13 protein-coding genes are annotated in these 16,421 nt (G+C 32.9%); 10 read left to right on the top strand and 3 right to left on the bottom strand.

Features of this window, described 5'->3' with window-relative positions; all coding sequences use genetic code 11:
• Positions 1-139 precede the first annotated feature (139 nt).
• From AC1EUU_RS13540 to AC1EUU_RS13530, 3 genes are read left to right on the top strand one after another with little or no spacing between them, the layout of a single operon-like run.
• On the top strand, positions 140-3,292 hold the full coding sequence (locus AC1EUU_RS13540) for a SusC/RagA family TonB-linked outer membrane protein (protein ID WP_480201978.1): 3,153 nt from the start codon (positions 140-142) through the stop codon (positions 3,290-3,292).
• A 10-nt stretch (positions 3,293-3,302) separates the two neighbouring features.
• A complete protein-coding gene (locus AC1EUU_RS13535; protein ID WP_480201977.1) occupies positions 3,303-4,838 on the top strand; it encodes a SusD/RagB family nutrient-binding outer membrane lipoprotein in 1,536 nt (511 codons plus the stop codon).
• A gap of 32 nt (positions 4,839-4,870) precedes the next feature.
• The gene (locus tag AC1EUU_RS13530) at positions 4,871-5,419 is read left to right on the top strand and encodes a hypothetical protein (protein ID WP_480201976.1); all 549 of its coding nucleotides are present in this window, start codon (positions 4,871-4,873) and stop codon (positions 5,417-5,419) included.
• A 51-nt stretch (positions 5,420-5,470) separates the two neighbouring features.
• On the opposite strand, the gene AC1EUU_RS13525 is transcribed toward AC1EUU_RS13530, so the two are convergent.
• The 3 genes from AC1EUU_RS13525 to trkA are packed head-to-tail and all read right to left on the bottom strand — an operon-like array spanning position 5,471 to position 9,123.
• The gene (locus AC1EUU_RS13525) at positions 5,471-6,250 is read right to left on the bottom strand and encodes a helical backbone metal receptor (protein WP_480201975.1); all 780 of its coding nucleotides are present in this window, start codon (positions 6,248-6,250) and stop codon (positions 5,471-5,473) included.
• Between the two features lie 2 nt (positions 6,251-6,252).
• Positions 6,253-7,767, bottom strand: a complete 1,515-nt coding sequence (locus AC1EUU_RS13520) for a TrkH family potassium uptake protein (protein WP_480201974.1) — start codon at positions 7,765-7,767, stop codon at positions 6,253-6,255.
• Between the two features lie 6 nt (positions 7,768-7,773).
• A complete protein-coding gene (gene trkA, locus AC1EUU_RS13515) occupies positions 7,774-9,123 on the bottom strand; it encodes a Trk system potassium transporter TrkA (RefSeq protein ID WP_480201973.1) in 1,350 nt (449 codons plus the stop codon).
• Positions 9,124-9,207: 84 nt separating this feature from the next.
• Here trkA and radC point away from each other — a divergent pair, with 84 nt between their 5' ends.
• The 7 genes from radC to AC1EUU_RS13480 all read left to right on the top strand — a co-directional run bounded on the left by radC (position 9,208) and on the right by AC1EUU_RS13480 (position 16,400).
• Positions 9,208-9,906: a RadC family protein gene (radC, locus tag AC1EUU_RS13510; RefSeq protein WP_480201972.1), complete on the top strand. Its 699-nt coding sequence runs from the start codon at positions 9,208-9,210 to the stop codon at positions 9,904-9,906.
• Positions 9,907-10,001: 95 nt separating this feature from the next.
• Positions 10,002-11,309 (top strand): polysaccharide deacetylase family protein, encoded by a 1,308-nt coding sequence (locus AC1EUU_RS13505; protein WP_480201971.1) that lies wholly within the window; start codon positions 10,002-10,004, stop codon positions 11,307-11,309.
• Positions 11,309-12,187 (top strand): hypothetical protein, encoded by an 879-nt coding sequence (locus AC1EUU_RS13500; RefSeq protein WP_480201970.1) that lies wholly within the window; start codon positions 11,309-11,311, stop codon positions 12,185-12,187. The genes AC1EUU_RS13505 and AC1EUU_RS13500 overlap by 1 nt, the downstream gene beginning before the upstream one ends.
• The gene (locus AC1EUU_RS13495; protein ID WP_480201969.1) at positions 12,184-13,407 is read left to right on the top strand and encodes a glycosyltransferase family 4 protein; all 1,224 of its coding nucleotides are present in this window, start codon (positions 12,184-12,186) and stop codon (positions 13,405-13,407) included. The genes AC1EUU_RS13500 and AC1EUU_RS13495 overlap by 4 nt, the downstream gene beginning before the upstream one ends.
• Positions 13,397-14,827, top strand: coding sequence for a lipopolysaccharide biosynthesis protein (locus AC1EUU_RS13490; protein ID WP_480201968.1), 1,431 nt, complete (start codon positions 13,397-13,399; stop codon positions 14,825-14,827). Before AC1EUU_RS13495 ends, AC1EUU_RS13490 begins: the two co-directional genes overlap by 11 nt.
• Positions 14,820-15,497: a YjjG family noncanonical pyrimidine nucleotidase gene (locus AC1EUU_RS13485; protein WP_480201967.1), complete on the top strand. Its 678-nt coding sequence runs from the start codon at positions 14,820-14,822 to the stop codon at positions 15,495-15,497. Before AC1EUU_RS13490 ends, AC1EUU_RS13485 begins: the two co-directional genes overlap by 8 nt.
• 24 nt (positions 15,498-15,521) lie before the next feature.
• A complete protein-coding gene (locus tag AC1EUU_RS13480) occupies positions 15,522-16,400 on the top strand; it encodes a hypothetical protein (protein ID WP_480201966.1) in 879 nt (292 codons plus the stop codon).
• Positions 16,401-16,421 lie beyond the last annotated feature (21 nt).

Below are 16,421 nucleotides of genomic sequence, written 5' to 3'. Positions count from 1 at the left end.
ATTAATCGGGCAGGTTATGGCGAAACTGTATTTTTCTAATTTCCACTAAACTTTGACTTCATTATAAAGATATAAATCACATGCCTGCCTTTTTTATATCAGATACTACTAGTTCGAATGTTTAATTAAATTTTTTTCTATGAAATTAAAACGACTATTAGTCTTTGTCTGTTGCCTTTTTATAATGCCCTTTGCATTTGCCCAGCAAAGAACTATTACGGGTAATGTAACAGATGGTACACAACCATTGCCGGGGGTTAATATTGTAATAAAAGGCACTACCACGGGCACGCAAACAGACTTTGATGGTAATTATTCCATTAGTGCTAAAACCGGAGATATATTGGTTTTCAGTTTTGTTGGAATGTCGGTAAAGGAAATTACCGTGGCTGATTCTGACGTAATAAATGTAACCTTAGAATCTAGTAATGTATTAGATGAAGTTATTGTCACTGCTGTTGGTATTAAGCGTAAACCAGATGAGATCACAACAGCCTATGAAAACTTAAAGGCAGAAGAAATTACGGCTGCTCAAAATCCTGATGCTGTACAGGCACTAGCAGGTAAAGTTTCGGGATTGCAAATAAATACAACTTCTACAGGAGTTGCTCCAAATACTCAAATTTTGCTAAGAGGTACAAGATCGCTAACAGGAGATAACGAAGCTCTGGTAGTTATAGATAATGTAATATCTACAGCAACCATATTATCAAATTTAGACCCAGATAGTATAGAGTCTATAAATGTTTTAAAGGGGCCTAATGGAGCTGCGCTTTATGGAGCACGTGGAGGAAATGGTGTAGTGGTAGTAACTACTAAAAAAGGCTCTAGTAAACAAGGTAAGTTAGAGATTGGGTTAACATCCGCCATCACTTTTGAAGAGATTGCTTTTTTACCAGAATTGCAAGATCGTTATGGAAAAGGATATTGGGGAGAAATTGATGCTATAGATCAAGGGTCTTGGGGACCAGAATATGATGGTTCTACACAACCAGTTGGTCTTCCATTTCCAACTTTTAATGATTTTAGATTCGGAACTTACTCATTTAAGAAAAATAATATAGAACCTTTTTTTGATACAGGTATAACTTTTCAAAATACAATTACATTAAGTGGTGGTGACGCTGAAGGATACTTTACGCTTTCAGCCAACAGAAGAGATACAGATGGATTAATACCTAATGATAAATTCAAAAAGGATTTCTTTAGCTTGAACGCGGGGAAAACTTTTGGAAAGTTCACCATAAGTGGTATTGCTAGATTTTCAATTGAAAATCGAAATACAGCATCAAACTATGATATTGATAATGATCAGGATATCTATGAAGGTTTTACCTCAGATGGAAGGATTGATGAGAACAGCCCTTATGGTCAATTATTTCAAGTGCCCAGCGATGTAGATATTACACAATTTAGTTCTGGAAATAATGAAGACCATTGGACTGCTTTTGGAGATAGCCCATATTGGGTAATCAATAATTCAAGAATGAACTTTGAGCGAAATATCTCTGACTTAAGTGCAGAAATTTCATATCAATTTAATGATAATATTAGCGCTACTGTTAGAGGAAACTATGTAAATAGCAACTATGAATTTGTTGATTACCTAAACGAATTTGTAGAACCATACACCATCACAGGTGATGGTAGAAATATTACATCTAACTTAGAATTGGAGAATGGATATTCTAGAAGAATTTATGTAGACTTCTTAACAAACTTTAATTATCAACTTACAGACGATATAGAATTAAAGTCACTAATTGGTTTTAACTTTTTTCAAAGAAAGGCATATCTAAGTGAAGTTTTTGGTACAAACCTAACTATTCCAGGTTTATACAATGCTTCTAATATATCTAGTGTTTTATTAAATGGAAATGCCAGGTCAAAAGAAAGAACCAACGCAATTTTTGCTAATGTAGATTTAAGCTATAAAGACTTTTTATTCTTGAATCTTACGGCGAGAAATGAGTGGAATTCGGTTTTACAAGCATCTAATAGCACCTTGTCGGATATATCATTCTTTTATCCTTCAGTTGGTGTTGCCTTTATACCTACTAAAGCTTTTCCTGAATTAAGAAGTAAGTTATTACATAAGGCCAAAATTTCTGGAGGTTATGTGAGAGTTGGTAATATTGGTGCATTGACCCCACATCGCTTATTTGAAGTAGGTAATCAAGCAGGAGGTTTTCCAATATCTGGTATTAATTCATTCATTGCAGGAACAGAAACTGCTTCTAATAATATTGAGCCTGAGTTCATATCTACTTTTGAAGCTAATTTAAATTTGGAATTATTAAATATTAATGGTACCCCAAGAATCACATTAGACGGTACAGCATCATTTTATACAAATGATAATCAAGTATTAGACACCTCTGTTTCAAGTTCTACCGGTGCAGCAAATGCTATTATAAATGTTGGTAAAACAACTACCGATGCATTTGAAGTTGATTTAGGCTTTACTCCCATAAAAACAGAAAATTTTAGATGGAGTGGAAACGTTGGATATAGCACTACTAAAACGAAAGTTGAAAAAGTCACCGATCAGTCCAATGAAATTGAAACAACTGCACCGGGTACTGTACAGGGGGTATTACCAAATTTATTTGCCGTTGTTGGTGAAGAGTTCCCACTAATTCAAGGAAGTGCCTATCAACGTGATGACCAGGGTAGAGTAGTTGTTGATGCCAATGGTGTTCCGCAAACGGTCGCTACTAAAATATTGGGTAAAACTACTCCTGATTATATTTTAAATTTTGGAACTGAATTGGCCTATAAAGGATTTACTTTAAGAGCAACCGCCGATTATAGAACAGGGCATGTATTCTATTCTAGTATTTATAATAACCTATCCGGTCAAGGACGCTCTTTTGTTACAGCTGTAGATGGTAGAGGCCATTTCATTTTTCCAAATTCTACCGTACAGGGCAGTGGGGTAGCTAATACAACTGTGCTAACAGGTCCATCATATGGAGGCCCTACACCATATGCAGAATATCAGTCTTTCATTCAAAGCGGACAGTTTTTGGGCGTGGATGAAAATTTTATTGTTGATGCTACTGCCTTTAAGTTAAGAGAAGTTGCTTTAAGTTATTCATTGCCTTCAAAATTATTAGAAGAAACTTTTGTGAATAGCCTAACTGTTGGACTAAGTGGTCGTAACCTATGGACCAGTTTACCAGATGAAAACAGAGGGTATAATGACCCAGAAGTTGGTAATGGTATAGGTCGTTTTTCTCAAACACCGCCTACTAGGTTTTATACTATGAATATTAATATAACTTTTTAATTTGAATAACATGATTAAAAGATATAAACAATTAGTTATTGGGTTATTTACGCTGGCAAGTTTAATAATTAACGTGTCTTGCGACAATGTTTTGGTAAATGAAAACCCCAATGGTGTTATTTTAGATGAATTATTACCCGAAGTTGTACTGCCGGGCGCACAAGCTGGCCCAAGTGCTGTGTTGATGGATGAAATGAATCAGCTAGGTAATACAATGATTGCCACTTGGTCTGGTAACGCGCAACAAATACAGGCACCTTTTTTTGAAGAATTTACATATCAAATTGCTCCAGATTTTTATGATACTATTTGGGATGATTTATACGAAAGTACGGGTAATCTTACGAACATAGTAAATTATGCCGGAAGTGAAAATTATGACTACTTTAAAGCTTCCGCTTTAATTCTACGAGCGTTTTATTTTCAATATTTGGTAGACTTATACGGTGACATTCCTTACTCTGAAAGACATAAGAGGGGAGAGGTGCTTTTCCCAAAATATGATAATCAAGCAGATGTTTATAGAGCGCTTGTTTCTGAAATTAACGACGCAATTTCTTTGATAAATTCTACAGATGCTTCTACAGTTATTTCAATGGGTAGCAATGATATAATGCTCGGAGGAAATATGACATTATGGGAAAAATTTGCTAATTCGTTAAAATTAAGAATCTTAGTTCGCTTATCTGATTTGGCAGATCAAGATAGTGGTACATTGACTTTTATTCAAGCAGAATATACTACTCTAAATACTTCGGGAGCGCAGTTCTTAGGTTTAGGAGATAACATTATTATAAACCCAGGTTATGAAGATGCTACTTCAAAAATGAACCCTTTTGCAGAAACCTTTGGGTACTTGCCAGGAAATTTTGGTGACCAATCGAGTGAAACAAGAAGTAATACTACCGTAGGACCAACAACATTTTTAGTCGAACTATTAGATGGTACTACCAATGGTGTTTCTGATCCAAGACTAGAAAGGTTATATACTCCGCGTGGCGGACAAGCTAGTATTCAGGGGAATACACAAGGCGGCGCTAATCAGCCTTCTAGATTGGGATTAGGGCTTTTAAATTCGCCTTCACAAGATGGACTTATAATGACAGCTGCTGAATCTCTATTATTACAAGCTGAAGCCGTACATAGAGGCTATTTAACATCTGGTGATGCCAAGACATTGTTTGAAGATGGAATTAGAGCATCATTTAATATACTTGGAGCAACAAATGCTTCAGATTATTTGAATGATTCTGGTAACGTAGCAGGTATAGGATGGGAAGGATCTTCTGATAAGATTGAAGCTATTATTACTCAAAAGTGGATAGCTCTAGGAGGAACGAATGGCGCAGAAACATGGATAGAATTTAATCGTACAGGTTTCCCTAGTAATATGCCATTACCTGAGATTGCAAGTCAATCTACTCAACCAAAGCGACTTTTATATCCTACATCAGAATATGTGGGTAATACAACTAATGTATCGGCATTTAATCAACAAGCCCCTACATCAGCATTTAATTCAAACATTTTTTGGGATGTTGATTAATTTAATCTATGTAGATAATAAAGCAAAATAACATGAAGAATAAAATTTTAAAAATTGTCTCATTTTCTCTTCTCATAGTAGCAAGCATCTTAATTGTTTCTTGTGATGAGAGTGATGACACTATAGAGAAAACCGGTAAACCTGCTTTAACGGTTACAAATAAAGACGTAACCGTTTCCGAAGGCGAAACAGCGACTTTTAATCTTAAAATTGAGTATACTACTTCAACCAAAGTTGATATTAGAATTGATGTATTAGATGCTGAAGGGAACCCGATACCAACTACCGAACCTTTTGAAGGAGATCCTACATCAGGTAATGGATATGTAGGCATTGAACTAGATGATATTGAAGTACCTTACCCAACATGGTTTGATTCGGGTTGGTTTCAATATGGGTATCTAGGAGGGTCAGGATATGTGGCGACTTTTGCGCCAAATACTCAAGATTTTCAGATAGATATAAATACTAAAAATGATGGGGTATCTGAAGGTTCTGAGACCATACAGTTGCATTTAACCGCAACTTCAGAAATGGCAGCTACTATTGATGAAATAATCACAATTACCATTCGAGATTGATTAATTTTTAATTATTAAATTTTAAAAAGCCACCTCAATTATGGTGGCTTTTTAATGATGTAAACTCTTAAAATATTTAAATGCCTTTAGTAGTCTTGAACCATACCAGCTGAAATATTCGCCATCTACAAATAAAATTTTTGCAGTAGTAAATTGTTGAATTTCTCTTATATGCCTTTCTTTAAATGGATACGGTTCAGATGATAATAAGATCATATCTACTTTTCTCGCCTCCAGTTGTTGAAGCTTTATTTGGGGATACCGACCTAGGTCATTAAAAACATTGTTAAAATGATTTAGCTTTAAGAGTTCATTAATAAAGTTGTTTTTTCCTGCTACCATCCAAGGGTCTCTCCAAATAAAATAGGCTACTTTATAATGAGGTCTTTCCTTAATAAACAGTTTGAAATCATGAAGTTCTAGCGCTATATTTTTAGTCAATTGTTCAGCTTTTTTTTCAACTTCAAAAATCTGTCCTAAGTCTTTTATAAATGATAGATTGTCATCTATGGTGAGAATGTTAGAAACGTAAACAGTATTATTTCTTTCAAGAATTTCTACTATTTCTTGCGTATTTTCTTCTTTGTTGCAAATAATAATATCGGGCTTTAGATCATTTATTTTCTGAAGCTTTATGTTTTTTGTACCTCCTACGACAGTTATTTTTTTTCGTAAACCTTCTGGGTGAACACAAAACTTGGTGATTCCCACTAGCTCACTTTCTAAACCTAGATCGACTAATAATTCTGTTTGACTCGGTACCAGAGAGATAATACGCTTGGGTGGCAGAAGGAAGTTAAGCGTTCTATATAGTTGATCTTTAAATATCATTTCTAGTTTTGCTTCCAGAAATATGGCGTAAATAAAATTAGAACCGTAAAAAGCTCAAGTCTGCCTAAAAGCATTAAAAAGGCAGACCACCATTTACCAAGATTTGGTAAACTGCTAAAATTACTGACAGGGCTTAATTGCCCAAATGCGGGCCCTACATTACCAAGGGAAGAAGCAGATCCACCCAGAGCAGTCATATAATCTAATCCGAGAAAACTAAACCCTAAAGCACCTACGGCAAAAACCAAGAAGTATAAAATAAAAAAGCCCATAATATTTGACACAATGTTTCGAGAAATTGACTTATTATTATATCGCACCGGGATTATAGCATTGGGATGTAATGTTCTTTTAAATTCTAAAAAACCATTTTTAATCATGATAATATGACGTACAATTTTTACACCACCTGCGGTTGATCCTGCTGAAGCTCCAAAGAACATAAGTAAAAAGAATAATACGGTTAAGAAAGGTGTCCATATTGTAAAATCCGCAGTTACAAAACCTGTAGTGGTGATAATCGCGGTTACTTGAAAAAGCCCATGTCTAAAGGCACTTTCTATTTCGCCTAAAACCATTGGATGTGCAATAAGCTTGGTTTCAGTAATAACCTTAGAAACATCAGCTTTAAAATAAATGATCAATGCAACAACAAGTGTGATACCTACTATATTAAAGAAATAGGTTTTAAACTCTTCATCATTGAGTACTTTTCTAACTTTACCTTTAAAAGCAAAATAACTCAGAACAAAATTAACCCCAGCTACAAACATAAAGAAGATAATGATGTATTGTATTAGCGGCGTATCATTCCAATGGGCTATACTAGCATTTTTTGTTGAAAACCCTCCTGTTGAAACCGTGCTCATAGCATGATTTAAAGCATCGAATAAATTCATGCCAGCCAATTTCAGTAAAATGGTTTGTGAAGCAGTTAAACCAAGATAGATATACCAAAGACGTTTGGCAGTATCGGTAATTCTAGGATGGAGCTTATCGGCTGAAGGCCCAGGTGCTTCGGCTGCAAAAAGTTCCATGCCACCTATACCTAATAATGGCAGTATAGCAATGGTTAAAACAATAATACCCATACCTCCAATCCAATGTGTGGTGCTTCGCCAGAATAGAATACCTTCTGGTAAACTTTCAATATTATTTAAAATGGAAGCTCCTGTGGTAGTATATCCAGATATGGTTTCAAAAAAGGCATCGGTAAAATTAGGGATACTTGCTGAAAAGAGATAAGGTAAAGAACCAGATAAAGACATCAGAATCCATCCTAATGTAACAATAAGATAGCCTTCTCTTTTTTTAACCTGCTTACTAAATCCTTTAGATGCAAACCTAAATATAACTCCAATAAGACTGGTAACAACACCAGCAAAAAAGATTTCTTTTGTTACTCCATCTTTATAAACAAAACTAACAATACTAGAAATCAGCATAAAAAGTCCGTTAAAGATGAGCAAGAAACCCATCATCTGAAAGATGATTTTTATATTCAGTTTTTGAAGCATGAAAATCTAGTCAAAGAGTTTTTCAACTTTTTTAATACACTCTGGGAAACAGCAAACTACAACCTTGTCGTTAGCTTGTATTTTAAAATCTCCAAGGGCGATAACACCTTGTCCATCGCGTACTACACCTCCAATAATCGCTGCTCTTGGGAAATCTAATTCTCTTATTATTTTTTTTGTAATCAATGAATTCTCACGTACGTTGAATTCTAATATTTCTACATTTAAGTTATTTAAAGTAGTAATATCTAGAACATCTCCTTTTCTAATGTATTTAAAGATACTATTCGCGGCGAGTAATTTTTTGTTTACAATAGTATCAATACCTATGGCTTGAGATAGCTTAGAATAATCTACATTGTCGGCAAGTGCAATGGTTTTTTTCACACCTTTAGATTTAGCCACTAGACAAGACATAATATTGGTGTCTGCACTACCGGTAGCACCCAAAAAGGCATCCATGGTATCAACTCCTTCTTCTTCTAGTAATTCAACATCACGACCGTCTCCTAGAACAACCAAAGCGTTTGGCAAACTGTCTGCCAATTGAAAAGCCCTGTCTTTATTCTTCTCTATTATCTTAATATTCAATTTACTATTGCAAAGCTCTTTAGCAGTTCTAGCTCCAATTCTGCTTCCGCCTAAAATCATTACATTTTTAATAGAAGCTTTTTGTTTTCCGGTAAGTTTATAAAGCTCATTTACTCCTTTTTTGAGTGTAATAAAATATGCCAGATCGTTGGCTTTTAGAACAGTATCACCTCTAGGAATAATTGATTCCTCGCTATTTATATTTTTAATAGCAATAGGCATAAAATTAATATCGGAAAATGTAGCTGCAGCATTCTTTACAGACATCCCTACAAAAGGAGCTGTTGGAGGTAATAAAATACCTAGCATGGTAAGCTCACCTTCTTCAAATTCATGCATATCATTAAAGGCAGCTTCATTCAATAATGATTTTATCTCAGTAGTAGCCAATAATTCAGTAGAAATAAGTTCGTCAACTCCTAATCTATCAAAACCTACATCATCTTTAAAATCGATAAAATCTGAATTATTAATTCTTGCTATGGTTTTTTTTGCACCAAGATTTTTAGCTAATAATGAAATTGTAAGGTTCACAGTTTCATTTGAACTTACAGATATAACCAAATCTACCTCATTAATCTTAGCTTCCTTTAAAAGTGAAATAGAGGTGGCGTCGCCCGTTATTGCTCTAATATCCAGCTTTGATTCGATATAATTTAAGCGATCTTTATTGAGGTCTATCAGCGTAATGTCGTGGTATTCGTACGAAAGTAATTTGGCTAAATGAAAACCAACTTCGCCCGCGCCGGCAATAACTATTTTCATGTATATTTCTCGATTAGCGAACTAAAACACAGCAAAAGTATTACTTTTTTCTTTTATATATTTAAACACTAATTTTTTTAGTTAATGAATACCCAAAAAAAGTTGCTTTCTATTAAATCATGGAATCAAGATGACCGTCCGCGAGAAAAACTACTATCTAAAGGAAAAGATGCATTATCTAATGCCGAATTGATAGCTATTTTAATTAGTTCAGGTAATAAAAAAGAAAGTGCCGTTGATCTGGCAAAGCGCATGTTAAATGCTACCGAAAACAATCTCAATGCTTTCAGTAAGCTTACTATTAATGATCTAATGAAATTTAATGGTGTTGGTGAAGCAAAGGCGATTTCTATAATTACAGCTTTAGAACTCGCCAGGCGCTGTAGGCTTGAAGATGCCTTACAACAGGAAATTATTACTTCAAGTAAAGCGGTGTATAAGATTATGCACCCTCTATTAGGCGAATTACCTCATGAGGAATTTTGGATCATCTATTTAAATAATGCTAATAAAATTTTACTTAAAACGCAATTAAGTAAAGGAGGCATAACCGGTACTTTGGTAGATAATAGAATGGTATTTAAAAAGGCCATTGAGTTATTGGCTACAGGTATTATTCTTTGCCATAACCATCCTTCAGGAAAGTTACAACCTAGTATTTCTGATAAAAAACTAACTCATAAAATAAAACTTGCAGGTGAAGCATTAGATGTAAAAGTTTTAGATCATCTTATAATTACTGAAAAAGATTATTTTAGCTTTGCTGATAACAATCTACTTTAATATAAACACAAAACGAAACGTCTGCTGCAACTTATATATTAGCCATCATAAGCTTTTCACATTTATAATCAATATATTGTAATTTAATTTGATCAATGCTTTTAGTTTATACACATAAAATTACTCCAAGACTTAACTATACCTTTAAGCATTTCTTTACCCGAATTTTACAACTAGAAGTAAAGTTTACTACCAAAGTAGAAAAATTTATCGCTCATGGTGGCCCGAAAATTACATACACGAAACAGCCATTGGGGAAAGAGATTTTTGTTCGAAGCAATGATCTTCTTTTTGAGCAAGGTATTAATGATGTAGATATACGAATGGGAGTATGGGAAGGAACTCCGAGTTTTTTTATGACAAGACAAGAAGCGTCTATCCCTTTTGATGTCTTTGCAGCTACATTTTATTTGTTAAGTCGTTACGAAGAATATTTACCGCATGTAAAAGACGAATTTGAACGTTTTCCGGCAGAAGAAAGCTTAGCATATGGAGAAGGTTTTTTAGATAAGCCTTTAATTGATATATGGGCTTATAAGTTTAGGAACTTATTAGCAGAAAAATTCGGCGATCTCAAAGAAAACAACCGATCATTTAATTTTATTTCTACAATAGATATTGACATTGCTTTTTGTTTTAAGCATAAAGGTGTAATTAGAACTATGGGCGGATATATTCAAGATTTATTGAACTTAAGAATCAATAATTTATGGATGCGCTCTACCGTACTTCTTGGATTTAAAAAAGATCCTTTCGATACCTATGATTTATTGATCGATCTTCAAAAACAGTATGGGATAAAAACATTGTTTTTCTTTTTAGTAAGCGAATACACCACTTTTGATAAAAACACATCTTCACGTAATTCTAAATATCGATCACTTATAAAATCAGTGGCCGATTATTGTAAAGTAGGTTTACACCCATCATATTTCACAATGATGAATGAACAGAAACTCAAGAAAGAAAAAAAGCGATTAGAGGAAATAACGAACACGCAAATTACGAGATCACGACAACATTATTTGCGACTAGCACTGCCAGAGACCTATCAAAACCTTGTAAACCTAGAAGTCACAGAAGATTATACAATGGGCTATGCAAAGCACTATGGTTTTAGGGCTAGTACATGTACCCCATTTTATTTTTATGATTTAGATTATGAGATACAAACTCCGTTAAAAGTTTTTCCGATAGCAGTGATGGATGGAACCTTAAGAAATCATCATAATCTTTCACATAAAAGAGGGTACGAAGTTATTATGAGGCTGGCCGATGAGGTAAAAAAAGTTGATGGTACTTTTATCACGTTGTTTCATAACGAAACCTTAAGTAATAGAGGAGTATGGCGTCGTTGGAGGAAAATTTACATGGACATGCTCAAGCAACTATCTCAATTTTAATGATTACCTACCTAACACGTAAAGAATTAAATATTGAAAAATACAATGCCTGTATTTCTAAATCTAGAAATTCGCGTATTTATGCATTTAGCTGGTATTTAGACATAGTTGCAGATAATTGGGATATATTGGTTTTAGAAGATTATAAGGCAGTAATGCCCTTACCATGGCGTAAGAAATATTTTACTAAGTATGTTTATTTACCAGCTTGGACTCAACAATTAGGCGTTTTTTCTGCAGAGAATATTTCGGAGGAAATAATAATTCGCTTCTTAAAAAGTGTTCCAAAAAAATTTAAATTGGTTGACATGTACCTAAATTCTAATAATACTATCAAGGGTACCAGTTTGAAAACGAGAGCAAATTATGTTCTAGATCTAAATAAACCATATGACCAATTAACAAATGCATATAAAAAGGGAAGGAAGAGCGATCTAAGGACTGCTAACAAACATAACATACAGATTAAAGAAACAGATAGTATTGAACAACTTATTCAACTATTTAAGTTTAGAAAAGGGAAAGAAGTCTCCCTAAAAAAAAAGGATTATTCTACACTAGCGGAATTAGCAAAAAAACTACTATTACTCGAAAGAATGGTGATAGTAGAAATGTATAGTATTCAAAATACATTTTTAGGAGGAGTTATTTTTTTAATGGACTCAAAGAGGATCACGTACTTATTTTCAACCTCAAATTTGGAGGGGCGACAGAAAAAAGTAATATCTGTAGCAATTGATAGGTTAATTAAAAAATATTCAGATTCAACTTTTATCTTAGATTTTGAGGGTTCAATGATCCCTAATTTGGCGTCGTACTTTAGGAGTTTTGGAGCAGAAAAAGAAGAATATTACCATTACAAAAAATATAACTTTTGAAACTGAAAGTTGATAAAATAAAAGTTTGTTTTCTAGCTGATAAGCATGGATTATATGATGATCGTATCTATTGGAAAATGGCAATGTCTCTCAAAAAGAAAGGATACGAAATTCATTACTTATTTATTGGAGATAAAGAAGAGAGCGGCATTACAAATGAAGGTGTAAATTACATTAGCTTTAAGATTAAGAAGTTTTCGAATAATAGATATCTCAACTACTTAATAAAATATACGAGGTCTAAGACAAATTATGATCGTTTATATGAAAAAGCAAAGCAACTAAACGCCGATGTGTATCATTTTCATGATCTTAATATCAATAAAATAGGAAAAAGACTCAAGGAGTTATCTCAAAGACCAGTTGTAATTTACGACGTTAGAGATCCATACGCTCAAAACATTAAAGATTATATTGGAAGTCAGACTTGGCTAAGACCTTTTGTTAATTTATTTGCTACTTACATAGATTTTTGGGAGAAAAAATGTGCCAAAAATTATGATTATATTATGTCTAATGAAGAGAATGTAGGAGAACAATTTAAAAAAATAATATCTCCTAATAAGGTAGCTGTAATTTATAACTATACGTATTTTCACCTCCATAGAACAGAAATACCAAAGGAATACGATCTTATTTATTGTGGCGGTATAACTAAATTCAGAGGAGCTTTTCAGATCATTGAGGCGGTTAAAATTTTAAAAGAAGATTTTAAAAACATTAAAATGATCTTTCTAGGGAATTTTTTCACTAAGAGGTTTAAAGACGAGGTTCAAAACAAAATTCAAGCCTATAGTTTGGAAGAAAATATTGTTTTAAAAGATTCGGTACCTTATAATGAGGTTGTTGATTATTATAACAAAAGTAAAGTTGGTTTGGGAATCTTTTTACCAATGAAAACTCATGAGATTATTTTACAAATTAAGATATTTGAATACATGGCTATGGGATTGCCTATTATTGGAAGCAATTTTGGGCATATTAATGATTATATCCTTAAAGATAGAGTAGGACTAACGGTTGATACCAGAAATCCAAGTGAAATAGCTAAAGCAGTTAAGAATATACTAAACAATCCATCATTATATACTACTTTTAGCAATAATGGTATAAAAGCGGTTGAAGAAAAATATCATTGGGGTTTAATGGAGAAAAAATTATATGCTATTTATAATGACTTGCTTTTAGATAGAAGGAAAAGGTTATCAGATGAAAAATAAAGCATTCTTTAAGGATTTTTCATGGTATTTTCTTGGCTCCTTTTTGCCATTACTCATTGGCTTTATAAAAACTCCTATTTTCACACGACATTTTGATAAGGAAGCCTTTGGCTATTTAGGATTAGTTACTATTACATTCTCGTATTTTGGGATGCTGTTTTTTTCATGGATAGCTTCTTGTATTTGGCGTTATTATCATAAATATTACCACGAAAAACAACTTAAAAGATTATATTCTAATCTAGGCTTATTGTTGTTTTTGGCATCAATAATAATACTTATTATAGCCGCCATTTGGTATGCTATGACTAGCAATATTTTAGTAAAGCAACTTATTTTTTATGCTACTGTACAATTAATTTTTAATCAATTGTTTCTGTGTTATATGGTGTTAATACGGCTCCAAGGGCGTGCTAGCTTTTATACCATATTTCATTCTGTAAAATCGTTATTTGCGATAGCATTATCACTGGTTTTAGTTTTTGTTTATAATCAAAATATAAGCGCTTTAATATTAAGTCTAGCAGTTATAGATGCTATTTCTATTTTAATTCTGTTGGTAGTTAATCCGTCTAATCTTTCTTTCAGCAAGAAATACATTGATAAGAAAATACTTAGAGAATTACTTACTTATGGTAGTGCTGGGTTGATTGTTAATGTTGGGTTTTTAATTATTTCATCTAGTGATCGATATATCATTGCCTGGTTAACGAATATTGATAATGTTGGAGTGTATGATCAGGTATATAAAATAAGTCAACTATCAATTTGGGCCTTGATAACTATCTACTTTAATACAATTAACCCATATCTATTAAATCAATTAGAGCAAAATTTTGAGAACTCTAGTCAATTAATAAAGAAATATTTACAACCCTTCTTTATATGTGGACTGCCACTTATTGTCTATTTAAGCTTGTTTTCAAAAGATATAGCCACGATTCTTCTGGGTAAAGAATTTAGAGAGGGGTATAGCATTATGCCTTTTATTTTTACGATGGCTTATCTTCATGGTGTGTCCAATTTTTATGAATTGCGTCTTAAATTTTCAAATAAATTAAAAAGGTTAGCTGTGGTTATTACTTTAGCTGCAATCTTGAATATTTTGGTGACTTATAGTCTAGTACAGATTTATGGATATAAATATGCTGCTGTAACCACTGTATTTATTTATATTCTCATCTTACTAATTTTTCATTTTTATGATCGTTCTGTAGCATCTTTTTCAAGTAAAGAAATTTTATCAATATCTAAAGTATTCTTTGTTGTAAGTGTTCAGGCGGCGCTTTATATTTTCTTGAATAATTCATACAGCCTAACATATTTTCATAAAATTAGTATCGGTTGCCTTTTTATAGTATCTTATTTTATTATTTTTAAGAAGCAGTTTCTAGCCATTGAAATACCAACTTATGATTAAACATGTCTTCTTTGATCTCGATCACACCTTATGGGATTTTGACACCAATTCAGCCAAAGCATTCGAGAAAATTTTTGAAATTAATAATGTTCAAATCAATATTGAACGTTTTTTAGAATGCTATAAGCCGATTAATGAATATTACTGGAAATTATATCGGGAGGAAAAAATTTCGAAGCCAGATTTGCGATACGCAAGATTAAAGGATGCTTTTACACAAATAAACTTTGAAGTTAATGATGACTTAATTGAAAAATTATCTGAAGAATATATTGATTATCTACCGAATAATAATGTGCTTTTTAAAGGAGCTCTAGCAATTTTAGAATATTTACAACCCAAATACTCACTACATATTATTACAAATGGCTTTAATGAAGTACAAAATAAAAAACTAGAAAGATCATCATTGGTTTCGTATTTTGATAAAATTATAACTTCTGAAATTGTAGGTGTTAAAAAACCAAACCCTAAAATTTTTAAGTATGCTCTTGAGATTGCCAATGCGAAGCCCGAAATAAGTATGATGATAGGAGATAATATTGAAGCTGATGTATTTGGGGCTCTAAATGTAAATATGAAAGCTATTCATTTTAACTATGATAATCGAAAAGTTAACGCCAACGTTACTTCGATCAAGAAACTAGAAGAATTGAAGCAATTTTTGTAATTTTAAGTAATCAAAAACTAAATAATGAAATTAAAATCACTTTTTCTCATACTATATTTATTTATGGCTAATGGCCTTCAAGCGCAAGACCTAAATGCTTATAAATATGTAATTGTTCCTAAGAGGTTCGATTTTCAAAAATCAGCAGATCAATATCAACTAAATTCGTTGACAAAATTTTTATTTAATAAAGAAGGCTTTAAGACCTTATCTTCTGATGAAGAATTACCCGCAGATTTAGTAAATAATCCTTGCTTAGGTCTAAAAAGTAATGTTGCAGAAAATTCAAATATGTTTACAACCAAGTTAACAATTGAACTGACTGATTGTAGAAATACAGTTGTATTTACAACCGAAGAAGGTAAAAGTAAGATTAAAGATTTTAAAAAAGGACATCACGATGCATTACGAAAAGCATTTCGAGATATTAGCAATCGCTCGTATTCTTTTGATCCGAGTATGGTAAATAAACCAGCACCTGCGGTTGCTGAAAAGGCTGTCGAAAAATCGCCAGAAGTACTAGAAGTCGTTGAAAAAGCGGAAGATGTTGTAAAAGAGAAATTACCTGAAACAGAGGAAGTAGCTGAGAATACCACTGAAATTATAAAAGAAGAATTACCGGTAAAGACCACTAGAACTCCGGAAAGTATTGAACAGGCCGTAATTACCAAACCAATTAAATCTCCAATCAATACAATTCTTTATGCTCAGCAAATCACTAATGGTTTTCAACTGGTTGACAGCACGCCAAAAATAGTTTTTATGGCGTTGCAATCAGGTACTAAAGATTTATACTATTTAAAGGATAAAGCGGGTGTCTTATATAAAGAAGCCGAAAATTGGTTCGCTGAATATTACGAAGCAGGTAAATTGGTTAAAAAGCAACTTACAATTAAGTTCTAAATTATGTTTGATCGAGAAGGA

The sequence above is a fragment of the Maritimimonas sp. 2205BS37-2 genome (genome assembly GCF_056591755.1).
The sequence above is the reverse complement of the archived record's forward strand: the minus strand, read 5'-3'. Positions and strand labels throughout refer to the sequence as shown.